This window comes from Actinoalloteichus caeruleus DSM 43889, from assembly GCF_000429185.2.
Classification (GTDB): Bacteria; Actinomycetota; Actinomycetes; order Mycobacteriales; family Pseudonocardiaceae; genus Actinoalloteichus_B; species Actinoalloteichus_B caeruleus.
The window spans coordinates 896,203-918,458 of sequence record NZ_AUBJ02000001.1 but is presented as its reverse complement, the minus strand read 5'-3'; the positions used below and the strand labels follow the sequence as shown (position 1 = coordinate 918,458).

General features: G+C 73.8%; 20 protein-coding genes and 1 pseudogene. 11 read left to right on the top strand and 10 right to left on the bottom strand.

All coding sequences use genetic code 11. From position 1 onward, the window contains the following. Positions 1-355 precede the first annotated feature (355 nt). The 4 genes from G443_RS03610 to G443_RS03595 all read right to left on the bottom strand — a co-directional run bounded on the left by G443_RS03610 (position 356) and on the right by G443_RS03595 (position 5,360). On the bottom strand, positions 356-1,993 hold the full coding sequence (locus G443_RS03610; RefSeq protein WP_026418040.1) for an ABC-F family ATP-binding cassette domain-containing protein: 1,638 nt from the start codon (positions 1,991-1,993) through the stop codon (positions 356-358). A gap of 287 nt (positions 1,994-2,280) precedes the next feature. Then, a complete protein-coding gene (locus G443_RS03605; RefSeq protein ID WP_026418041.1) occupies positions 2,281-2,916 on the bottom strand; it encodes a class I SAM-dependent methyltransferase in 636 nt (211 codons plus the stop codon). 147 nt (positions 2,917-3,063) lie between these two features. Then, entirely contained in the window at positions 3,064-4,119 is a 1,056-nt protein-coding gene (locus tag G443_RS03600) for an NAD(P)/FAD-dependent oxidoreductase (protein ID WP_026418042.1), read from the bottom strand. Between the two features lie 251 nt (positions 4,120-4,370). Continuing rightward, the gene (locus G443_RS03595) at positions 4,371-5,360 is read right to left on the bottom strand and encodes a WYL domain-containing protein (protein WP_026418043.1); all 990 of its coding nucleotides are present in this window, start codon (positions 5,358-5,360) and stop codon (positions 4,371-4,373) included. Positions 5,361-5,423: 63 nt separating this feature from the next. Here G443_RS03595 and G443_RS03590 point away from each other — a divergent pair, with 63 nt between their 5' ends. The 6 genes from G443_RS03590 (at position 5,424) to G443_RS03565 (ending at position 11,563) form a co-directional block, all read left to right on the top strand. Next, the gene (locus G443_RS03590) at positions 5,424-6,035 is read left to right on the top strand and encodes a DinB family protein (RefSeq protein WP_372492946.1); all 612 of its coding nucleotides are present in this window, start codon (positions 5,424-5,426) and stop codon (positions 6,033-6,035) included. A 194-nt stretch (positions 6,036-6,229) separates the two neighbouring features. Next, a complete protein-coding gene (locus tag G443_RS03585; RefSeq protein ID WP_026418045.1) occupies positions 6,230-7,342 on the top strand; it encodes a winged helix DNA-binding domain-containing protein in 1,113 nt (370 codons plus the stop codon). A gap of 133 nt (positions 7,343-7,475) precedes the next feature. Then, complete coding sequence (locus G443_RS03580; protein WP_026418046.1) at positions 7,476-8,246, top strand: SDR family NAD(P)-dependent oxidoreductase; 771 nt, start codon at positions 7,476-7,478, stop codon at positions 8,244-8,246. A 1,441-nt stretch (positions 8,247-9,687) separates the two neighbouring features. Beyond that, positions 9,688-10,095 (top strand): YciI family protein, encoded by a 408-nt coding sequence (locus tag G443_RS03575; RefSeq protein WP_026418047.1) that lies wholly within the window; start codon positions 9,688-9,690, stop codon positions 10,093-10,095. A 449-nt stretch (positions 10,096-10,544) separates the two neighbouring features. Next, a complete protein-coding gene (locus G443_RS03570; protein ID WP_026418048.1) occupies positions 10,545-10,844 on the top strand; it encodes a hypothetical protein in 300 nt (99 codons plus the stop codon). A 170-nt stretch (positions 10,845-11,014) separates the two neighbouring features. Continuing rightward, positions 11,015-11,563, top strand: coding sequence for a GNAT family N-acetyltransferase (locus G443_RS03565; RefSeq protein WP_026418049.1), 549 nt, complete (start codon positions 11,015-11,017; stop codon positions 11,561-11,563). Between the two features lie 122 nt (positions 11,564-11,685). Here the strand turns inward: G443_RS03565 and G443_RS03560 are convergent, their stop codons facing one another. Next, positions 11,686-12,576 (bottom strand): LysR family transcriptional regulator, encoded by an 891-nt coding sequence (locus tag G443_RS03560; RefSeq protein WP_026418050.1) that lies wholly within the window; start codon positions 12,574-12,576, stop codon positions 11,686-11,688. Between the two features lie 68 nt (positions 12,577-12,644). Between G443_RS03560 and G443_RS03555 the strand changes: the two are divergent. Further along, positions 12,645-13,570 (top strand): annotated as a pseudogene (locus G443_RS03555) (EamA family transporter). Further along, complete coding sequence (locus G443_RS03550; protein ID WP_026418052.1) at positions 13,567-14,193, top strand: NAD(P)-dependent oxidoreductase; 627 nt, start codon at positions 13,567-13,569, stop codon at positions 14,191-14,193. Before G443_RS03555 ends, G443_RS03550 begins: the two are co-directional and overlap by 4 nt. A gap of 256 nt (positions 14,194-14,449) precedes the next feature. Here G443_RS03550 and def read toward each other — a convergent pair whose 3' ends face one another. Further along, positions 14,450-15,049 carry a peptide deformylase gene (gene def / locus G443_RS03545; RefSeq protein WP_211237475.1) on the bottom strand — a complete coding sequence of 200 codons (600 nt, stop codon included), beginning with the start codon at positions 15,047-15,049 and terminating at the stop codon, positions 14,450-14,452. Between the two features lie 169 nt (positions 15,050-15,218). Between def and G443_RS03540 the strand changes: the two genes are divergently transcribed. Beyond that, a complete protein-coding gene (locus tag G443_RS03540) occupies positions 15,219-15,788 on the top strand; it encodes a winged helix-turn-helix domain-containing protein (RefSeq protein ID WP_051313691.1) in 570 nt (189 codons plus the stop codon). A 165-nt stretch (positions 15,789-15,953) separates the two neighbouring features. Here the strand turns inward: G443_RS03540 and G443_RS03535 are convergent, their stop codons facing one another. The 3 genes from G443_RS03535 to G443_RS03525 form a co-directional block, all read right to left on the bottom strand. After that, positions 15,954-17,168 (bottom strand): GDSL-type esterase/lipase family protein, encoded by a 1,215-nt coding sequence (locus G443_RS03535; RefSeq protein WP_026418055.1) that lies wholly within the window; start codon positions 17,166-17,168, stop codon positions 15,954-15,956. A gap of 1,201 nt (positions 17,169-18,369) precedes the next feature. Next, on the bottom strand, positions 18,370-18,756 hold the full coding sequence (locus G443_RS03530) for a VOC family protein (protein WP_016697942.1): 387 nt from the start codon (positions 18,754-18,756) through the stop codon (positions 18,370-18,372). Positions 18,757-18,916: 160 nt separating this feature from the next. Then, positions 18,917-19,378 (bottom strand): MarR family winged helix-turn-helix transcriptional regulator, encoded by a 462-nt coding sequence (locus G443_RS03525; protein WP_016697943.1) that lies wholly within the window; start codon positions 19,376-19,378, stop codon positions 18,917-18,919. A 61-nt stretch (positions 19,379-19,439) separates the two neighbouring features. Here G443_RS03525 and G443_RS03520 point away from each other — a divergent pair, with 61 nt between their 5' ends. After that, a complete protein-coding gene (locus tag G443_RS03520) occupies positions 19,440-20,198 on the top strand; it encodes an SDR family NAD(P)-dependent oxidoreductase (RefSeq protein WP_016697944.1) in 759 nt (252 codons plus the stop codon). A 25-nt stretch (positions 20,199-20,223) separates the two neighbouring features. On the opposite strand, the gene G443_RS03515 is transcribed toward G443_RS03520, so the two are convergent. Further along, positions 20,224-20,775, bottom strand: coding sequence for a DinB family protein (locus G443_RS03515; protein ID WP_016697945.1), 552 nt, complete (start codon positions 20,773-20,775; stop codon positions 20,224-20,226). 565 nt (positions 20,776-21,340) lie between these two features. On the opposite strand from G443_RS03515, the gene G443_RS03510 reads away from it, so the two are divergent. Next, positions 21,341-22,180 (top strand): nitroreductase/quinone reductase family protein, encoded by an 840-nt coding sequence (locus G443_RS03510; RefSeq protein ID WP_016697946.1) that lies wholly within the window; start codon positions 21,341-21,343, stop codon positions 22,178-22,180. Positions 22,181-22,256 lie beyond the last annotated feature (76 nt).

Genomic DNA, 22,256 nt, shown 5'->3' with positions numbered 1-22,256 from the left:
GAAAGCTCGTACCGGTGCTCGGGACCCCGCCCTGGTCGCACGAGACCCCGTGCCCAACGCCGGGCCGTCACCCACCCGGCCGCACCGAGGTCACCTCGCCGGCAGGGGGCCGGTACTCGGCACCCTGCCGCCCGGGTATCGCGGCCCCACCGCCGTCTCCGCCGCGCCCGGCGTTCTTGACCCGCGACCGGGGGCCCGGACCAGGTGGGGCACCAGGCACGCTGGCCGTGGGTACACCGCGCATCCCCGGTTCAACCCGCCTGCGCGATGTGCTGACCACCACTGGTTCCGAAGCGCGCCCGGCCTCGACGGGCGCACCAGGCCTGGTCCGCCGCGTCGTTCGACCCGACCGTCCTCACTCCGCCTCGGGCCCGGGTCCCTCCACCAGCCGTCCCTCGGACAACCGCAGCCAACGCTGGACCCCGATCGCCGAGAGGAACCGTTCGTCGTGGCTGACCACGACGAACGCACCCTGGTAGGCGTTCAGCGCGCTCTCCAACTGGCCGACGCTGACCAGGTCCAGGTTGTTGGTGGGTTCGTCGAGCAGCAGCAACTGGGGAGCGGGCTCGGCGAACAGGACACAGGCCAACGTGGCGCGGAGCCGCTCCCCACCGGAGAGCGCGCCCACCGGTAGCTGGGCGCGTCCGTCCCGGAACAGGAACCGGGCGAGCAGGTGCATCCGCCGCGACGGCGGCAGCTCGGGTGCGAAGGCGGCGAGGTTCTCCGCCACCGTCCGGTCGGGATCGAGCAGGTCCAGTCGTTGCGACAGCGCGGCGATCCGCCCCTCCACCCGACGGGTCGTCCCCTCGTCCGGCCGCCACTCGCCGGAGACGAGACGGAGCAGGGTGGACTTCCCCGAGGCGTTGGCACCGGTCAGCGCGATCCGTTCGGGGCCTCGGATGGCCAGGTCGACCCCGTCGCCACCGAAGAGGTCACGGTCACCACGCCGCACCCGGAGCCCCTGCCCGAGGAACACCGTCCGCCCGGCGGGCAGGTGCGTCGCGGGCAGGTCGAGGGAGATCCGCTGGTCGTCCCGGACGGCGCGTTCAGCCTCCTCCAACCGCGTCCTCGCCTCGGCCACCCTGGCGGCGTGGGTCTCCCTGGCACGGCCCGCCGACTCCTGCGCGCCGCGCTTCAACCCGCCCGCGACGATCCTCGGCAGGCCCGCGTTGCCCAGGTTGCGTGCCGCGGTACTGGCCCGCCGCTCGGCCCGCTCCCTGGCCTGTTGCATCTCCCGCTTCTCCCGGCGGACCTCCTGCTCGGCGCTGCGGACGGCGCGTTCGGCGGTCTCCCGTTCGGCGCGGACAGCCTGTTCGTAGGAGGTGAAGTTCCCTCCGTGGAAGCGGAGCCGACCCCGGTCCAGTTCGGCGATGCGGTCCATCTGGTCCAGCAGCGTCCGGTCGTGGCTGACGACGACCAGGCATCCCTGCCAGGATGCGAGCACCTCGGACAGCCGGCGGCGGGCGGCCAGGTCGAGGTTGTTGGTGGGTTCGTCGAGCAGCAGGACGTCGGGGCGGGCCAGCAGCCGGGCCGCCAGGCCGAGGGAGACGATCTGCCCCCCGCTGAGCGTGCCCAGCCGGTGTTCGGGACGGACGTCGTGGAGTCCGAGCCGGTCCAGCTCGGTGCGGGTGCGGTCCTGGACGTCCCAGTCGTCGCCGATGGTGTCGAACAGCTCCTCGCGGGTGTCGCCGGCCTCGATCGCGGCGAGCGCGGCCAGCCGTGGCGCCACTCCCAGCACCTCGGCGACGCTCAGGTCACTGGACAGCGGGAGCGTCTGCGGGAGGTACCCGACGACGCCGCGTGTGGTGACGCTTCCCCCGGTGGGCTGCTGCTCGCCGGCGATCAGGCGGAGGAGAGTGCTCTTGCCGGCGCCGTTGGGTGCGACCAGGCCGGTGCGGCCGGCCCCGAGGGCGCAGGACAGGCCCTGGAGGACCGTGGTGCCGTCGGGCCAGGCGAAGGACAGGTCGGAACAGGTGATGGCGGCATCGGACATGGGATACCTCGCGGTGCTCGGACCGTCCGGCCCCGCACGCGCGGGACGGGAACGGGAGGAGGAAGGGACGACGGCGGCCCCGGCGGCGTCACACGCTGATGCCGGCGGCCAGGGCACATCCGGGCTCACCCGGAGATGTCGTCGTCACTCACCACGTTCGGTCTCCCCCTGCTGGGAACACTGCTCCCGGCCACGGTAGCAGCAGTGTCCACCCAGTTCCGGGGGCCAGGCGCACCGAGGGCGGCGGGGAAACCGGCGGGAGGCGGACGACGCTGTCCACCTCCTGGTCACCGCTGGCGCCGCCGGACCCGGACGATGCTGTCGGTCATGGCACCGGGCTGGCCGTCCGGGCCGTCCTGGGCGCGGGTCCACTCCTCGCAGCGCAGCTCCTCCCACTCCTGATCCGCCAGCGCCAGGCTGTCCAGGACCTCCCGCGCGCTCGGGAACCTCACCTCCTGGTGCTCGCCCGTGGCCCAGGACGGGCCGGCGGCGTGCCCGACGACCAGCAGCGTCCCGCCCGGTCGCACCGCGGCCGCCGCCCTGCGCAGGACCCGTTCCCGGGGCAGTTCCCTCGGTGACTGGAGGAACTGCGCGGAGACGAGGTCGAACTCCCCGGCGGGGAAGGACACCGCGAGGTCGTGGTGTTCGTCGTCGACGAGGTGGCCGACGCCGGCCTCGTCGGCGTGTCGCCGGGTTCGGGCCAATGCCACCCGGGAGATGTCGGTGGCGGTGACCCGCCAACCCCGGCTGGCCAGCCAGACGGCGTCCCCTCCCTCACCGCACCCCAGGTCCAGGGCGTGGCCGGGGCTCAGGTCAGTGGTCTCCCGCACGAGTGCGGCGTTGGGTCTGCCGCTCCAGATCCGGTCCGAGCGGTCGTAGAGGTCGTTCCAGAACTGTTCGTCCTGGCTGGCGGCAGTGGACATGGTCGACTCCTCATCGCGGTGGTGGTGACGTCGTGTCTCCCGCCGTCGGCTCCGTCCGGGGAGCCCGTCGGTGGGCTGGGGCGGGCGGGCTGGTCTCGGGACGCCGGCGCCGGGGCGCGGCCCAGGAACGGGGACGCGGGCACCGGGTCATAGGCCGTGCCGCGCGCCACCCACGACCCGGTCGGTGACCTCCTGTTCCCGGCGGGGGGTGAACCCGCCGTAGGCCCGCACGGCCTCGGCGGTGTCCTCGGTGACCAGGTCGGTGTTGATCAGGGCCCCCGCGCGGACGCCCGAGGCGGCGGCTCCGACGATCTGGTCGGCCAGGCTCGTCACGTTGCCGGCCACCCACACCCCCGGCACGGTGGTGGCGCCCGTGGGGTCCGCCGGTACGTGCGCTCCGATGGAGTGGCCCCGCATCTCCTGGTCGGCGGCGGTCAGTCCGAGAGCGCTGAGCACCTCGGCGCGGGCCGCGAAACGCGGCGACACCACCAGCGCCTGGCAGTCCACCTGGCGGCCGCCACCCAGGGTGACCCCGGCCAGTCGGTCCTCCTCCAGCCGCACCCCGGTGACCTCTCCCCGCACCCGGGTGACACCACGTGCGGCGAGCTGCTCGGCCTCCTCGGGGGTCGGTCCGGCCCAGGTGTGCTCGAACAGCGTGACGTCGGTGCTCCACTGCCGCCAGAGCAGCGCCGCGTGCACCGCCATCGGTCCGGTGGCCAGCACCCCGATGCGCTGGTCCCGCACCTCCCAGCCGTGGCAGTACGGGCAGTGCAGCACCTCCCGGCCCCACCGCTCCCGAAGACCGGGCACCGGGGGCAGTTCGTCGACCAGGCCGGTGGCCACCAGCAACCGCCGGCTGTCCACCACCGTCCCGTCCGCCGTCGTGAGCTGGAACTCCCCGCCGCCCCGGGTGGCGGACACGACGGTCCCGGTCAGGAACTCCCCGCCGTAGGAGGCGACCTCGGCGCGACCGCTGTCCAGCAGTTCAGTCGGTGCCGCGCCGTCGCGGGTCAGGTAGTTGTGGGCGTGGGCCGCCGGCGCGTTGCGCGGCCGACCGTCGTCGATCACCAGCACCGAACGCCGCGCCCTGGCCAGGGTCAGCGCGCCGCTCAGCCCCGCCGGCCCGCCGCCGATGACGACGACGTCCCACCGGGGCCCCGCGCGCCGATCTTCCTGCGGGGCACCGTTCTCCCTCTCGGTCATCTCAGGACCTCCTCTCCGACACGAGAGTGCCGACCAAGACGCGATGTCGCCAACTCCTGTTGCCGGTATGGCAAAAATTGGTGTGCGCGGAGGGGACCCGTGACGCCACCACAGCCACCTCGGGCGCGCTCACCCCACGGACACGGCGTCCCACCGGACCACGACGACCACACCGAGGTCGGATGCCGGCACGGGCCTTCCGGGGCGCCGGGCGACGAACCCGACCACAGCCCTGGCCCTCGGCCCTCGGATCACTCCCCGGAGGCCGACACCGCCGCCGAGTAGCGGCGGGCCAGACGCGCGAAAGCCTCCCGCAACTCACGCGGCCCGACGATCTCCAGGTCGACGTCGAAGGAACCGATCTCGGCGGCCAGCCGCGTCCAGGACCACGAACCCAGGACCAGGCGACAGCGGTCCGGGCCGACGGCCTCCACCACCCCGTCCCACGAGTGGCGGGTCACCGCCGACGCGGGAAGATCGAGGATCACCTCACCACGACAGGGCCAGTCACCGGACTCGCCCGCCCCGAGGAACCGGCTGGTCACGAAGGCGGACACCCCACCTCCCGGTAACGGCCTGGGGGTGAATCGAGGCCCCGTCGGGGTGCGCGGGGTGATCCGGTCGGCGCGGAAGGTCCGCCAGTCCCCGCGATCCAGATCCCAGGCCACCAGGTACCAGCGCCCACCCCAGGCGACCAGGTGGTGGGGCTCCACCCGCCGAGGCGGTCCGCCCACGCCGCCCTCCCCCTGGTCCACCGGGCTGGCGTAGTCGAACCGGAGCACCTCCCTGGCGTGGACGGCGGCGCCGAGCGCCACGAGCACGGCGCTGGCGACACGGCCGCCCGTCCGCGCCGGTGGCTCCACCGAGGTGAACGGGAAGGTGTCGATGCGACGGCGCAACCGGGCCGGCAGCACCTGCCGCACCGTGGTGAGCGCCCGCGCCGAGGCCTCCTCGATACCCGCCCCCGTCACGGTGGCGATCTGGAGCGCGATGGCCAACGCGACCGCCTGCTCGTCGTCGAACAGCAACGGCGGCAGCTCACTGCCCGCCCCGAGCCGGTAGCCCCCGTCGGGCCCCTTCACGGCGCCGATGGGATAGCCGAGTTCCCGGAGGCGGTCGACGTCCCGGCGCACGGTGCGCGGGCTGACACCCAGCCGTTCGGCCAACGCCGGACCCGGCCAGTCCCGACGCGTCTGGAGCAGCGAGAGCAACGACAGCAGCCTCGCCGAGGTTGTCGGCATGGTTTCCAGCATGCCCGAAGAAGCGGACACACCCTGTCCTCTTCCGGTGCCATCGTGGGCGACGTGCCAGTCAACGACACCCACCACGAGGACGGAGACCCCGTGTCCACCACCCCCGCCGCCGCTCTCGACACCGAGCGGGCCGACCTGCTCGACGCGCTCGCCGCCGCCCGCGCCGCCCTGATCACGACCGTCCAGGGGCTCAGCGACCAGCAGCTCGCCGAACGGCCCACCGCCAGCGCGCTGTGCCTGGGCGGAATCGTCAAGCACGTGACCAGCGCGGAGGAGGAGTGGATGAACTTCGTGCTCCACGGCCCGTCGGCCCTGCGCTACGAGCTGCCCGAGGGCGTCACCTGGGACGACGTGGCCGCCGGCACCGCACGTGAGTTCCCCCAGTGGATGATCGACCACCAGAACGACTTCCAGTGGTCGCCGCAGGACACCCTCGCCGGCATCCTCACCCGCTACGAGCAGGTCGCCGCCCGCACGGAGGAGATCATCAACGGCGTGCCCGACCTCTCGACCGCCCACCCCCTGCCCGAGGCACCCTGGCACCAGCCCGGCACGGTGCACAGCATCCGACGGGTGGTGGCGCACGTGATCATCGAGACCGCCCAGCACGCCGGACACGCCGACATCCTGCGGGAGACGCTGGACGGGCAGACCTCGAGCTGACCGGACGGGGGCGGTGCCCGGTCCCCTTCCGGGCCCCGCCCCAGCCCGCGTCGGTCCGCTCCCCAGCACGACGACCCCGGTCGCGGCCGGGCCCGCTCCCACCCCCTTTCCACGCCCCGCCCCGGTCGCGCACGACACCGCCACCTCCCCGCGCACCCACCGCACCCACCGCACCTCGAGGAGAACGCCGCCCCATGAGCCCGACGACCGTCCTCGACACCCGGGCGCTCAACCGCGCGACACTGGCCAGGCAACTCCTGCTCGACCGCGCGCACCTCCCGGTCCTCGACACCGTCGCCCACCTGGGCGGGCTCCAGGCACAGGAACCGCAGGAACCGTTCGTCGGGCTCTGGTCGCGGCTCCGCGCCTTCCGCCCGGACGCGCTCTCGGAGCCGTTGACCGGCCGCCGCGTGGTGCGGGCGCACCTGATGCGCCGGACCGTCCACCTCCTCACCGCCGAGGACGCGCTGGCCTGGCGCAGCCGCCACGACGGGATGCTGCGCCAACGAGTGCTGGGTGTCTACCGCGACGCGCTGACCGGGGTGGACCTCGACGCGCTCGCCGCGGCGGGTCGCGCGGTGCTGGCGGACGGCGAGCCCCGGTCGATGTCGGAGCTGGCGCGCGCGGTGGCCGACGACTGGCCCGGGGTCGGCCCACGACCACTGGGGGAGATGCTGGTCGCCGCCCTCATCCCCACGGTGCAGATACCGCCCCGCGGGCTGTGGCGAACGAGGGCCGGAGCACGGTACCGCCCGCTCGCCTCCTGGTTGGGCCGGGAGCCCGCCGAGTCACCCGCCGAGGGGGAGCCCGACGCGGTCGGCGCGGCGCTGCTCCGCCGGTACCTCGCCGCGTTCGGGCCGGCGGCCTCGGCCGACCTGCGGGCCTGGTGCGGCCTGACCGGTCTGCCCGCGGCGGTCGCCTCGATCCGCGAGGAACTGGTCTCCTTCCGGGACGCACGGGGCCGCGAACTGCTCGACCTGCCCGACGCGCCCCGCCCGGACCCCGACACGCCCGCCCCGGTCCGGTTCCTCCCTGCCTTCGACAACGCGATCCTGGGCTACCACGACCGGACCCGGATCATCGACACCGCCCACCGCCGCCTGTCCGTCGAGGGAGCCCGCGTCGTCCTGGTCGACGGGCGCGTCCGCGCGACGTGGACCGTCGACTCCGCGACCGTGGTCGTCACGCCGTTGTCGCCCCTGTCCACGGTCGACCGCGACGCGGTGGTCGAGGAAGGCCGCGCGCTGGCGTCGTTCCTCTCCGACCACGACACCCAGGACGTGCGGATCGCCTCCACCTCGGATTGAGGGAGAACGACCCCGCGCGCCGTCCAGCGCGGAACCCGGTGCGGTGCCGATACTGGCTGCGACCGGACGACACCGACCCGTCAGCCGGGTTGACGGCGTGCGGGACGCACCCACGACGGAAGGAACACCACCGATGACGTTCCCCATTCTCGAAGGCAAGGTCGCGATCGTGACCGGCGCGGCCATGGGCATGGGCGAGGCCACCGCCAAGCTGTTCGCCGAGGCCGGGGCCCGGGTGGTGGTCGCCGACCTGAACGAGGAACGGGGCAGGGCCGTCGCCGCCGACATCGAGTCCGAGGGCGGCAGTGCCCTGTTCCACCAGGTCAACGTCGCCGTCAGCGACCAGGTCCAGGCGCTGGTCGCCGCGACCGTCGAGCGGTACGGGAGGCTGGACGTCGCCGTGAACAACGCCGCCGTGGCCCCCGACGACCAGCCTGTCTCCGACTTCGACGAGCAGTACTGGGACCGGGTGCTGGCGGTCGACCTCAAGGGCACCGCGTTGTCGATGAAGTGGGAGCTCCGCCAGCTCCTCCGCCAGGGCGAGGGCGGTTCCATCGTCAACATCTCCTCGGTCAGCGGCTTCCGCCCCCAACCCCACAACCCCGCCTACGTGGCCGCGAAGCACGGCGTCAACGGCCTCACCAAGACGGCGGCCCTGGAGAACGGCGCACACGGAATCCGGGTGAACGCGGTCGCCCCGGGAGCGATCGACACCCCGATGCTGCGGGGCGCGCTGGAACAGCTCGGCCTCACCGAGGAGCAGTACGCACCCCAGCTGAGCCTGCTGGGCCGTTTCGGCCAACCTCGTGAGGTGGCGCAGGCCAGTCTCTGGCTGGCCTCCGACCTCTCCTCCTACGTCACCGGGTCGGTGATCCACGCCGACGCCGGGTACACCAGTCGCTGACCGCCCACGCGGTACGCCGCGGGGCGGCACGCCCGGGACCGGTAGCTCAGCGTTCCGCCCGCCCGGTCGGGAGCCCCGCTGTCGCCGTGGACCGTGGGAGACGTGGGCCGGGGCGGCGGGGTGCACCGGCCCGCGGGGCAAGCCAGACGAACGGCCGCCGGCGCGCGGGGAAGCCGGGTCCCCGACGGCCGTGGCCCTCCGCCCTGGGCGGCACCGGATGGGCACACCCACAGCCGGTTTCGGCTCATCGGCCGTGAGGGCCCTCGACCAGGCTTGGAGCGGCCTCTCCGCCTGGCCACCTCGACTGCTCACGCTTCCCGGACCGGCGCGCGGCGGCCGTCGGTGCCCGACCGTGGCCGTCCCAGGGGACGGCACGTCACCGGCGGCCGGCGCCGGTCGTTTCCCGCGGGTCCCCTGAGCCACGCGGTGCGACCAGGAGCCGGTCCTCTCGTGGTGGGGTTGACCCGTCGGCCGCATGGGGCGTGCGCGATGCCGTGAGCGCGGTTCCCCGCCGATCCGCTGCCGTCCAGTCCCAGTCCTCACCGTGGTCCCTTCGGGGACGCCGCCGCGACCGAGGACCGTCCGCGTGAGGCCGACGGTCCCGCGCCTTCCCGGATCTGGACGCTGTTCGGCTGCCCACCGGCTCCCGGTGCGCCCCTCGCCGGTTCGGGTGAGGCGCGCGGCCGTCGCGCCCAGGACCGGCGCCCCGGGGTTCCTCGGGAGAACGTCCCGCATACCCCGTGGTGGTCCACCTCTGCCCAGGTCCGCCTGGGCCAGGGCCGGCGGGATGGCAGGGGACAGGCCCGCTCGGTGTGCGGCGCCACGGGCACCGTTACCGCTGCCCCACCGCTCGGGGCGAATCCGTGGTCAGGGCGGGGGAACCCGCCGGCCGTTCTTACGTCACCGTGACGGAACAGCCCGGTGTGGCTACGCCGGCGAAGATCCCTGCTCCACCCCGCCCAGGCGCCCCTCGACCCAGGGGCGCGGGGTTCACGACGTCACCGTCGAGGCACCCGCGCCCCTGAACCCGGCGGAGCGGCGCGGACTTGGGGGTTGTCCTCGCGCGGGGACGACCGCCCCGCCCCCTTCGCTGAGCCCCTACTCTTCCCCCGCCTTTCCGTTGGTTTCGTTTCGTAGTCACCAACCAAACGATACGAAATACCGTGTGCAGGTCAGCGCGTGACGCTTACCGCGCATAATCGCGCTTATGTGCGGTAAGCGGGTTGTGGGGGTGCCCTCGCGCGCCGAGGGGCGGCTATCCCGTGGCTCGCGGTTCCGAGACCCGGACGCCGGGTGCCAGGGTGCTGATCCGGTGGACGCGATCCCCCGGTCGCCGACCGAGCATCGACGACCGGGGGCGTCGGTGCGGCGGTGTAGACAGGGAGGCCGAGAGCACGCCCACCCTCCGTGCCCCCGCGAGGAACACGACAAGGAGACCCCGATGGCCAAGTACCTGCTGCTCAAGCACTACCGAGGGGCACCGGCCTCGGTCAACGACGTGCCCATGGCCCAGTGGGCGCCGGAGGAGGTCGAGGCTCACGTCCAGTACATGAACGACTTCGCCGATCGGCTCAGGAGCACTGGCGAGTTCGTCGACGCCCAGGCGCTCTCCCCCGAGGGCACCTTCGTCCGCTACGACGGGCCGGGGCGCCCACCAGTCACCCACGGCCCGTTCGCCGAGACCAAGGACGTGATCGCCGGGTGGATGGTGATCGATGTCGACACCTACGAACGGGCACTGGAACTGGCCGGCGAGCTGTCGGCGGCTCCGGGGGCGGGTGGCGAACCGATCCACGAGTGGTTGGAGGTGCGCCCCTTCCTGACCGAGCCCCCGACCACCGCGGAGTGATACGGAGGCGACACTCGTCGGCAAGGGTGACCGCGCCCTCCCGGGCGCCCGGGCAACGGGTTCCCTGCGCCGCTCCGGCTAGCTCGCCGACCACCCCTGCGCCGACGAGCTGCTCTGCCCGCACACCTCGGCCGCGTTGCCGTGTTTCCAACGGTTCTCCGGGCTCACCCCCCATCACCGGCACGCGGCGACGGTGAAGCTCATGGACCGCCCCCGCTGCGGTGCCTCCGACGTCGACCCGATCCAGACCGGCGCGGTCGCGGCCGACGAGGACACGACCCCTTCACCTTCTCGGTACTCCCCGGAACACGCACCGGGTCCGCTGGGCAGCGTTCAACGGCACCAGCCGACATGACCGACGAGGAGTTCCGGGGGAAGGCCGCGGTGGGCGCCTGGGACGGGATGCTGCCGATCTCCCTCCCTCCCCGGGCCTCGGTGGCTCGGCCAGCGTGACCCTCGACATCGGGTTCATCAGCCCGTTCCTGGCGTGGTGTTCGGTGAGCATGGTGGATTCCCTGGTGGACTTCGACCGGGACAACGCCTACGCCACCGACATCTTCACCGTGGACGAGACGCGCACGACCTCGCGGGTGACCGGCGGGGACCACTGGGGACCGCCGGGCAGCGACGACAACGTGTTCGAGCCCGCGCTGGTGGGTACCGGGCAACGAGTCAACTGCTGGCTGCGCGGCGTGCACGCCGACGATCTGGACACCTTCGGCTACGCCTGCCTGCTGGTCACGGAGTGACCGGCCACCCCCCAGCAGGTGCTGCCGTCACGTGGAGCCAGAGGTCCCGGGTGGCCCTGGCACCCATGCCCGTCGCGGGTGGTTCCGGTCTCACCCGGAGCGGCCAGGGCCGGTCGGGCGACGCGGCAGCCGCCGGGATCCTGGCGGGCCCCGGTCTCTAGGGTGACCTGATGACTGAGCTCGGACCCGTCACCTGGCCGCCCGCCCCGATCAGGACCGATCGGCTCGTGCTCCGCGAGTCCGAGGCCCGGGACCGCGCGAGGTTCGTCGAGCTCTTCGCCTCGCCCGAGGTGGGTACGCACATCGGCGGGTCCCGCCCGCACGCCGAACTCGAACGCGCGGTGCCCGAGGTGCCCGGGCGGCGACCCGGTTCCTTCGTGGTCGAACTGGGCGGGACGATGATCGGTGTCGTCACGCTCGACCGGCGCGACGCCGAGCACGGGGGCCAGGTCCGCCCGATCACCGGGAAGGTCGAACTCGGTTACCTGTTCCTCCCCGAGGTGTGGGGGCGGGGCTACGCCACCGAGGCGTGCGCGGCGGTCCTCGCCTGGTTCGCCGCCGCGCTGCCCGGCGAGCAGGTGGTGCTGCGCACCCGGACCGCCAACGACCGCGCCAGGCGCTTGGCGCTGCGGCTGGGGTTCACCGAGGTGGAGCGGTACGAGGAGTACGGTGCCGAGCAGTGGTTGGGGACGTGTGCCCCGAGCGCGTCGACCGGGTGAGTTCGGCAGCGGGGCGGGTGGTGTCCTTGAGCTCCCGGGACCCCTGACCAGCTGAACCACCGTGGGCTCACCAACGAGGGGTGGCGCACGGTGGGCTGGCGCCGGACCGCACGCGCCCGCGCCTAGTCGCGCCCGCCGTCGAAGGTGATGTCGAGTTCCGCGAGGAACGCCGTCGCCGCCGGCGTCAGGGTCCCCTGGTTCCAGATGAGGTGCTCCACCCGAGTGGGAGCGTCCCGGACCGGGACCGTGACCACCCCCGACAGGTGGGGGGCGTAGCGGGAGGGCAGCAGCGCCACGCAGAGGTTCTGGCGGACCAGGCGCACCATCATGACGTCCACCGTGGTCACCTCGAAGGCGACCTCGCGGTGGACACCGGCGGCGGCGAACGCCTGGTCGGACTGCGCTCGTCCCGCCGTCCCCCCGGGGAGGTCCACGAACGGTTCGGCGCCCAGTCGGGCCAGGTCCACCTCGGCCTCGTGGGCCAGGGGGTGGGTGGGCGCGACCACCGCCACCAACCGGTCCTGGGCCAGTCGCCGCGCCCTGACGCCCTCTGGTCGGGACGTCACCGGCAGCCCGAGGAACCCGATCTCGATCTCGCCGTTCCTGACCTGGTCGACGAGGTGTTCGCTGGGCCCGACCCGCAGGGCGACCCGCACGTGGGGGTACCGCTGGCGGAAGGCCCGCAGGGCGGCTGGGATGTCGACCGCGGCGACGGTGGGGATCACCCCGACGGTGAGGCGCCCCCGCACCTGGCCGACCGCCGCGGCGACCTCGGCGGCGGCCCGTTCCGCGGCGTCGAGGCACTGGCGGGCCAGGGGGAGGAACGCCGCGCCGGCGGGTGTCAGGCGCACGCGTCGGCTGGTGCGGTCGAAGAGGCGGGCGCCGAGTTCCCGTTCGAGGCGGGCGATCTGGTGGCTGAGCGCGGACTGGACGACCAGGCACCGCTCGGCGGCCCGAGTGAAGTTGTTCGTCTCGGCGACGGCGACCACATACCGCAGTTGGTGAAGTTCCACGAAATCCATCGTGATCGTCGATCAATGCCATGACAACCATGTGTTGGACTCATTGATCGTCGGCGGTGATGCTGGTCGTCGTGAGAAACCTGATCACGGTGCCCGCGGCGGCCGGTGTCGCGGGTGTCGTCACGACGGCGTTCGCGCCCGCGGTGTGGGGGACGACCTACGTGGTCACCACCGAACTGCTGCCCCCGGGCCATCCGCTGTTCGCGGGCGTCGTGCGCGCCCTGCCGGCTGGGCTGGTCGCGTTGGCGATCACTCGCGCGCTGCCGCGTGGGGTGTGGTGGATGCGGGCGGCGGTGTTGGGGGTGCTCAACATCGGGGTGTTCCTCCCCCTGCTGTTCGTGGCCGCCGAGCGCCTTCCCGGCGGGGTGGCCGCCACCCTGGCCGCGGCCCAGCCGCTGGTCGTGGCGGTCCTCGCGGTGGTGGTGCTCCGGCAGGCCCCGTCGGTCCGGGGCATCGGGTGGGGGTCGCGGGGGTCGCGGGGGTGGGCCTGGTGGTCCTCGGTCCGGACGCGGTGTTCGACGCGGTCGGGCTCCTCGCGGGTCTGGGCGGTGCGGCGGCGATGGCGTTCGGGGTGACGTTGACCAAACGGTGGGGACGACCGGCCGGTGTGGGTGCGACCGCGTTCGCGGGTTGGCAGCTCGCGGCCGGTGGTCTGTTCCTGGTACCCCTCATGCTGCTGGTCGAGGGCCCGCCGCCACCGGTCGACACCCCCGCCGTGCTCGGCTACCTCTGGCTGGGCCTGCCGGGCGGGCTCCTCGCCTACATCCTGTGGTTCCGGGGCATCACGGCACTCCCGGTGACCTCGGTGGCCGTGCTCACCCTGCTCTCGCCGCTGGTGGCGGCCCTGCTGGGGGCGGTCCTGCTCGGTGAGCTCCTCGGCCCCCTCCAACTGGTCGGGTTCGCGCTCTGCCTGGCCGCGATCGTGGCGAGCCAGGCCACCCCGAACCTCGTTCGGACAGTCAAGCGAAAGGAAACCACCTCATGAGGATCATCGTGGTCGGAGCCGCCGGGATGGCCGGTTCCCGTGTCGTGACCGAAGCCGTCGAGCGGGGCCACCACGTCACCGCCGTGTTCCGGGAGACGCGTCCCGAACACCTGCCCGCGCAGGTGGAGATCACGCACGGCGATGTGACCGATGTCGACCGCATGACCGGGGTGTTCGAGGGTGCCGACGCGGTGGTCGGCGCCACCCGACCCGCCCCGGGTGCGGAGGACACCGTCACCGCGACCACCACGGCGCTGCTGGACGCCGCCGAGGCGACCGGCGCCCGTGTCCTGGTCATCGGCGGTTCCGCTCCGCTGCGAGGGCCGTCCGGTGGCCTGGTGTTCGACGACGCGCGGTACGTGCCGCCAGCCGTGCGCGCCATCGCCGGCGCCAGCATCGCGCAGCTGGCCGCCTGCCGGGTCCACCCCGCCGACTGGGTCTACCTGAGCCCGCCCGCGTTGCTCGAACCCGGCCGTCGGACCGGTGGGTACCGGCGTGGCACCACCACACTGGTCACGGCCGCCGATGGAACTTCCCGGATTTTGGCGGAGGACCTCGCGGTGGCCGTGCTGGACGAACTGGAGAACCCCAGCGGGGATCGCCAGGTCACCGCGGCCTACTGATGAGATCGGCCGCACGGGAGGTGGCCCCGGATGTTCACGGCCCGCACCTTCCGCGCGGTAGGACCGGGGACGGGCCGTTGGGGCGCGGCCGCCGTCCGCGTCGGGACGAGTGGTCGGCCGCTCTCCCCGACGGGCCGCATCTCCACCCCGCTGGGCTGGGTGGTGGGTGCCAGGACCAGCGACCGGGGGCGGTGTCCCTTCTCCGCCGGGGGTTCCGGTCGGGTCGCGGCGGGCCGGGGGCGAGGCGGCGCTGTCCTCATTTGCCCATCGCCGCGGCCAGGGCGGCCCGTCGGGCGAAGACCCGGTCCTGGGAGGCGGCCATCTCCCGCAGAGCGGATTTCCGTTCCCTCCCGGACAGCCTGTCCAGGTACAGCTGACCGTTGAGGTGGTCGGTCTCGTGGCGCAGACACCGGGCGAAGTAGCCCCTGCCCTCGATGACCAGGGGGTTTCCGTCCAGGTCCTGGCCTCGGGCCACCACCCGGTCGGGGCGGGCCACCACCCGGTAGGGCCCGGGCACCGACAGGCAGCCCTCGGGTTCCTCGACCAGCCGCCGCTGGTCGGCCGGGATCTCGTCGAGGACGGGGTTGAGGATGTGGCCGACGTGGCGGATCCCCCACTCGTCGGTCATGTCCCACACGAACACCCGCAGGTCCACGCCGACCTGGTTGGCGGCCAGGGCCGCGCCCTCGGCCGCCTGGTTGCTGGCGAACATGTCGTCCACCAGCTGGGCGAGTGCGGCGGTGCCGAACTCGGTGACCTCACGGCACGGGCGCCGCAGCACCTCCTCACCCACCACGGTGATGCGACGGACCGCGCCCCGCTCGACCTCGGGCGGAACGCGGGGGTAGGAGTCCACGGGGATTCCCCGCAGTCGCACTCGTCGGTCCCGTGCCGCCCCTGCCTGGACATCCATCGTGCACCGGCGCCTTCCCTGCTCCCTGGGCGGCTCCTCCGCGTCCCGTGGGACACCACCGGGCGGGGGGCCGCCGTGATCGAACATTCTGCAAAGTAGCAGACTTTGCAAAATGGACGTTGATCCGAGGTCTCCCTCCACACCAGGCGGGGGCAGGCGCCGCTCCCGGCGCAGCCTGCCCGACCACCCGGTGCGGGTCGCCCTGCTGGACCTGCTCGCCGAGCACGGCAGTCTCACCTCGAGCGAGGCCGGGGCCCGCCTGGGCCGCAGCTCCGGCGTCTGCTCCTTCCACCTCCGCCAGCTCGCCCGGCACGGCCTCATCGAGGAGGTGCCCTCCGACGACGGACGTGCCCGGCCCTGGCGGTTGCGCTGGGGCCCGACTGAGGATCCCGACCCGCACCCGAGGCGCACCGCCACCCTGCCGTCGAAGGACGGGGTGGCGGCGGAGGACCCGGGTGGGTCGCGGCACCGGGAGGTGGCCGAGCCGTCGACACCGGACGCCGCGTCGTTCACCGCCGTCCTGCACCTGTGTCCCGAGGAGGCGGCGGACCTGGCCGCGTCGATGCGCCGCCTCGTGGCGAGGTATCGGGAGCGTGCCCGTCCCTCCCCCTCCCGCCCCTCGGGGGGCGTGCCGGTGGCCGCCCTCGTGCAGCTCCTCCCCCTGCTGCCCGAGGAGCGCTGAGCAGCTCGGCCCGCTACCGGCCGGTGGGCACGGGGGCGCGGTGACGCGGGCGCGACCCCACCGGTCGGGTCGTCGAGGGGTGTCGCCTCGTGGCCGGCCCGGCCGGCCCACCACCCGCGCGCCCCTCGGCTCCCTCGACCACTGCCGCCGGCGGGATAGCCGGGGTCAGCCGGCGGCGGCGAAGGGGCCGCCGGCTCCGAAGACGCGGGCGGCGAACCGCTCGCCGATCCGGTGGTGCGTCGCGGTGTCCGGGTGGAGACCGTCGGGCAGAGGGAGGTCCTCGGCGTCCCCCCTGCCGTAGAGGTCGAGCCCGTCGAGGTAGTGCAGGTGCGGGTCCTGGGCCGCGCGGCGGCTGACGACGCGCGCGAGTTCGTCGCGGATCACGGTGAGCGTGAGCTTGCCGGCGGTCCGCTCGGCCGGGTCACCCAGGGCACGGAACGCCAGGGTGCCCGAGCTCGAGTCGGGCACCAGGGGACCGGGGGTGTCCTCGTGCAGGGGGCAGAGCAGCGGGGAGATCACCAGCAGGGGGATGCCCGGGTGGCCCTCCCGCAGGGTGTCGAGGAAGCCGTCCACCGCCGGGGTGAAGGCCCGCAGTCGCATCAGGTCGACGTTGACGAGGTTGATGCCGATCTTGACGCTGATCAGGTCGGCGGGGGTGTCCCGCATGCTGCGCGCGGTGAAGGGGTCCAGCAGCGCTCCGCCGCCGAATCCGAGGTTGACGAGGTCCACCCCGCCGAGGGAGGCGGCCACGGCCGGCCAGGTGGAGGTGGGGCTGGCCGCGTTGGAGCCGTGGCTGATCGAGCTGCCGTGGTGCAGCCACACCCTGCGGCCCTGTCCCGGGCTGGCGTCGAGGGGCGCGTCACTGCGCAACGCGACGAGTTGGGTGATCTCGGTGTGCGGCAACCAGATCTCGACGTCCTTGACCCTGTCGGGGAGGTCGGTGAACCGGACGGTGCCCACGGGTCCGGGCACGGTGCTCGTGTCACCGGTGGAGGGGTCCAGGGTCAGGACGTCACCGCCGGACAGGACGCCCCGCGCGGTCAGCCCGCCGTCCACGACGAGGTCGTAGACACCCTCGGGGAGCGCGAGATCGGCCATCCCGGCGTAGCGGGTCGTCGTCCGGTGCGCGTCGAGTTCCAGGGTGGTGGCGCGGGTGCGGAACGCCAGCCGGACGCCGGCGGGCCTGGCCTCGGCCAGCCCCAGGTGCTGGTCGGGGATCTGGGCGCGGGCCCAGGCCGGGAGGCGGTGGGGCAGCAGGCCGTACTGGCCGTGTTCCAGGTCGAGGGCGCCGCGCACCAGGCTCGCCGTCACCGGTGTGGTGATGGGGGCCGCGGGTGCGTGGTGGTGCCCGGCCGGGACCGGTTCGTGCTGGGGGTTCATCCGCTCACCCTGGCAAAACCCGCCGCCGGGAGGCACCCCGTTTCCCGTGCTTCCCCCGACCGCACCGCCCCTCCCTCACCCGATCGGGGCGGCGGTCGGCGGTGTGTGCCGGTGGTGCGCGGCGGAACCGCCCGTCCCGACCGCCCCGGGCCGCCCGCCCACTCACCCGATCCGCGGGCGCACCAGGGGTGATCCCGGGTTCCCCGGGAGCGGAGCGAGGCGGCCGTCCCGGCGACGAGCCCGGTGAGCGGGTGGCAGGGCTCCACCAGGGCGAGGGTGCCCTCGGTGTCGGGCGCGCGTTCGTGCTCGGCCACACCGGGGTTCGGGTATGACCGCGTCTCCCAGCAGGACGGCGACCTCGTCGGGACGGTGCGGATCTCGCGGGTGAACGCGGTAGCCGCCCGCGGCGCCGGGCCTCCCGCCTCCCCCGCCCGGGGTGCTGGTGGAGAAGGCGACCGTGACGACCCCGAAGATCGACCCGCGCGGGAGCGTGGACCGTGGGACTCGACGTCGAGGGGGACACCGTGCCGCCCTGACCCCACGGGGCTCGCGCGGCCTCCGGTCCCCCTGGTCGAGCAGCGAAGAGCGGCCGGCAGGGCCGCCCGGTACCGGTCCATCGTGCCCTCCGGTGCCCTGACCTGGTCCTGGGTGAGCGCCCCGGTGGCGGCCAGGCGGTCGAACCCCGCGCTCACCACCGCCGCCGAGTCGGGGGGTCGACGGGGAACGCGGGCGGGAGCGGGGGCCGGGCCGGCGCCGGGTCGATCCGGTGGAGTGCCTGGGCGTGCGAGTCGACCTGGTGGAGCGGGTGCGGCCGCTGGTCGGCGGTGCGGGTGGGCCAGGGCCTCCTCCTGGTTGCTCCAGGCGTTCACCGGGGGGACCCGCTCGTGGCCGAACGGGGTGCCGGCGTCACGCTCCCCGGGGCGCCGCCCTCGGCGGGGAGGACGGCGGTGAGCCGGGACTCCCGGAGGAGGCCGGACCGGGGGGCGACCCGGATGAGGGGCCGCTCGGCGAGCCAGGCCGCGTTCGTCCACCCCGCCCGTCCGTCCCCTGGTCGGGGTCGACGCCGTGGTTGCGGTGCACGGCGTCGACGATCAGCCAGGGCGGGTGTCCCTTCCCGCTGGTCCGCCTCGGGCGTGGTCCGCGGGTCGGGCGTGTGTGGGCGGCCTTCTCCGGGTGTGTGGGGGGAGAAGGCCGCACGGGCTCAGACGAGGGTGGACAGGCAGAACGGGTGGCCGGCGGGGTCCAGCAGGACGCGCCACCGGTCCGGCGCGGGTTGGTCCACGGCCTCGACCGCGCCCAGCGCGACCAGCCGGTCCCGTGCGCCGTCGAGGTCCTCGACGCCCAGCTCGAGGTGGGCCTGCTTTCCCCGGGCGGGTGCTGGCCAGGTCGGCGGCTGGTAGTCCTCCACGCGGGTGAAGCCCAGGTCCGGGCCACCGTGGACACCGAGGAGCACGAAGTGGTCGCTGGAGTGGATGACCGGCAGTCCCAGTGCCTGGTGGTAGAAGCGGGCGAGGGCGGCCGGGTCGGCGCAGTCGAAGGTCACGGCGACGTAGCGGGGCAGGCCCTCGGTGGGGGTGGTGGTCGTCATGGGGAGGACTGTAGGAGGGGATCAGGTCAGGTTCGGTCCTGTTCGTGGTGGCCTCTGGTGGTGTCCCGCCGTGTCGGCCGTGCCCACGCGGTGCCGCGCGTACCCGCCGGGTTCCGCTGGGGGTTCCGGGACGGCGGCGGGGCGCGGGGTGTCGCGGGGTTCAGTCCTCGGTGAGCGCGGCATCCCCGACGAGGTTCCGCAGCCGGCTGGTCGCCTGGTCGAGGACGGTGAGGGCGGTCTCCCGGTCGGCCGGGTCGAGGTCACCGAGGGTGTGCTCGGCGAGGTCGGCCCAGGCCCGTTCGATCTCGGGGACGAGGGCTCGCCCGGCGTCGGTGACCACGATGCGGACCTGCCGCCGGTCGGTGGCGACCGGTTCCCGGCGGAACCAGCCGCCGTCCTCCAGGCGGGCGAGGCTGCGGGTGGCGGTGGGCGGTTCGACGCCCAGGCGCGCGGCGAGTTCCGAGACGGTCATGCCGTGCCGTTCCCTGGCGAGGATCCACAGCAGCACCTCCTGGCCGGGATGCAGCCCGAGCTCGGCGAGTCGCCGCGCCTTGGCGGCCCGGTAGAGCTTGCTGAGTTTGTTCAGGGTCCGGTTGATCCGGATCGCCGCACTCGGTTCCACCGCGGCATCCTACCGGTATATAGTCGGCTAACCATAAGTCGACTAACTAATTGGGGTGCGCATGGACCTCGGACTCGACCGCCGCGTCGCACTCGTCACGGGAGCCTCCGGAGCCATCGGCCACGCCACCGCGAGGACCCTCGCCCGCGAGGGAGCGCTGGTCGCCGCCACCTGGTACCAGGCGGAGACCGAGGCGCGGGCCCTGGTGGAGACGATCGAGCAGGAGGGGGGAACGGCCCTCGCCGTCCACCTCGACCTCACCGACCCCGCCTCGATCACGCGGGCGGCGCGGCGCATCCGCCGCGACCTGGGAGCGGTCACGGTCCTCGTGGCCAACGCCGTGTCCTGGCCGCCCCGCGAGGCCGACACCGCCGGCGCGCTCGCCGCCTCGTTCGCCGCCAACACCACCGGGACCGTCGCCCTGGTCGACGAGGCGCTCCCCGACATGCGCGCCGCCGGATGGGGACGCATCGTGGTGATCTCCACCGACCTGGTCGACCAACCGCTGCCCGGGCCGGTGGCCTACCCCGCGGCCAAGGCGGCGCTGGAGGGCGTGGCCCGGGTGATGGCCGCCCGGGAGGCCCGACACGGGATCCTGACCAACGTCGTCCGCCCCGGCTTCACCCTGACCGACCGGGTCCGCTCCCTGCCCGACCACGGCCAGGCGGTCATCGACGCCGAAGCGGGGCGCACCCCGACCGGGCGGCTCTCCTACCCGGAGGACATCGCCGCCACCGTCGTCTACCTGGGCTCCGCCGCCAACGGCCACGTCAACGGGGAGGTGGTCTCGGTCTCCGGCGGGCGCGGTCTGACCCGGTGAGCGGCGGGAGGGCACCGGAGGCGGCTCACCCCGGTGGGGAAGTCGACCGGGCCGACCGCAGGGCGCACAAATGCCGGACCGCACCCACCTCGGCGACGTTCTTCGTCAGCTCCACCGTGACCCAGCCGGCGATGTCGACCAAGCGCAACCCGCGGCCCCAGGGCAGGCCCTCGACCCGGTCGGTCGCCTCCAGGTCCTCCTCGGTCAGCCGCCCCAGTTCCGCCCGCCACCGCTGGTGGAGATCATCAAGCCAGGCGACGGTCTCCACCGCGCCACCCGGCCAGGTGATGTCGGTGCGCTCCGGGGCACCCGCGCCGAAGCAGTGCTCCAGGGTGGTGGTCCACCAGTAGCCGAGGTGCCAGGTGATCCACCCGATGGTCTGGGCCGGGACGGGGTCGGGTTCGGGCACCTGCCAGTCGGGCAGCCACCGGCCCCGCTCGTCGGGTCGCACCGTCCAGCAGTGGGGATCGGGTTCCCACAGGCAGGTGGCATCGTCGAGATCGCGGACGTGGTGGGAGAACAACGCCCAGGCGATGTCCAGCTGACGGAGGAGGAGGTCGACCCGCGGGCTCGGCACCGGCGGAGTGTGCCACCCGGCGGCCCACCCCGACCACCGAATATCCCGTGACCAGCTCCTCCGCCCCGCGGCGTCCGCGACCGCCAGCCCGGGGGGTGAGCACTCCCGCCCGGACACCACGCCGGCTCGGGCTGGGCGCGCCGGCCGACCCAGGACGGCGCCCCGGAGCACCCGATCCCTTCTCGTTCCGAGTACCCACACCGGAACGGCCCACCCGATTGAGTGGTCGCCATCATCTACTAGTGTGATGATCGTGACTGCCGGGTCGGCCATGGGCCAATCACGAATGGGGCTCCCGGCCCTGGCGTGAGCACGGTGCGGGCACGCGCTCCGCCCGCCCCTCCGTCGCCGGCCCCCGCCGTCGTCCCCGCACGGTGGCCGTCGATCCTCCACCCCTCCGCGCGCCGTTCCCCCCGTCCCGCGCACGGGACCGACACCGCGCGCCCGCGCCCCACCCGGCTCCCCCGCCGCTCCAGGCCACGCCGGGTCGGGCGTTCACGCACTGGCCGCCCCCTGCCGTGTGGCGCTCGGCCACACCTCGACTCCCCGGGAGAGAACACCGCACATGTCCCCGTCCCCTGACGTCACGACGTCGATCATCGAGGAGTTCCGCGCCAACGAGGGCCGAGTGGGTGGCCCCGTCGACGGCACCCGACTCCTGCTGCTGACCACGACCGGAGCGCGCAGCGGCGCCCCCCACACCGTTCCCCTGGGCTACCTGCCCGACGGGGGAGAACGCATCCTCGTCATCGCCTCCGCCGGCGGAGCACCCCGGCACCCCGCCTGGTTCCACAACCTCGTCGCCCACCCCCGGGTGACCGTCGAGGACGGGGTGTTCACCTACCAGGCGGAGGCCGAGGTCCTGCGCGGCCCGGAACGGGACGCGGCCTTCGCCCGCGCCGTCGAGTCCGACCCGGAATGGGCGCGGTACCAGGAGAACACCTCCCGCACCATTCCCGTGGTGGCGCTGCGGGAACTCCCCGGACCGCCGTCCTGGCCGTCCCCCGGCGCGGGCCTGCGCATGGTGCACGACGCCTTCCGCCGGGAACTCGACCTGGTCCGCGCCGAGGTCACCTCGGCCGGCACGGGCCTGGGGGTCCAGCTGAGGATGAACTGCCTGACGCTGTGCGCCGGGCTCGGCGCGCACCACCGGTTGGAGGACGAGCACCTGTTCCCGGCGCTGCGCGCCCGCCACCCCGAGTTGGGTGCGGTCCTGGACCGGTTGGACGAGGAACACGAGCGGATCGCCGCCGCGCTCACCGAACTGCGGGCGGTCCTGGACCGCACCGACCTCGACCGGGACGAACTGGTGGAGCGGGTGGACCAGCTGACCGGGGAGGTGCTCGGCCACCTGGACTACGAGGAGGAAACCCTGATCCCCGTCCTGGACGCGCACCTGAGCTGAGGCACCGCGCCGGTCGGGGGCAGGCCACCGAGGACGCCCCGCCCCCGACCGGACACCCGGCGACTGCCAGACTCCC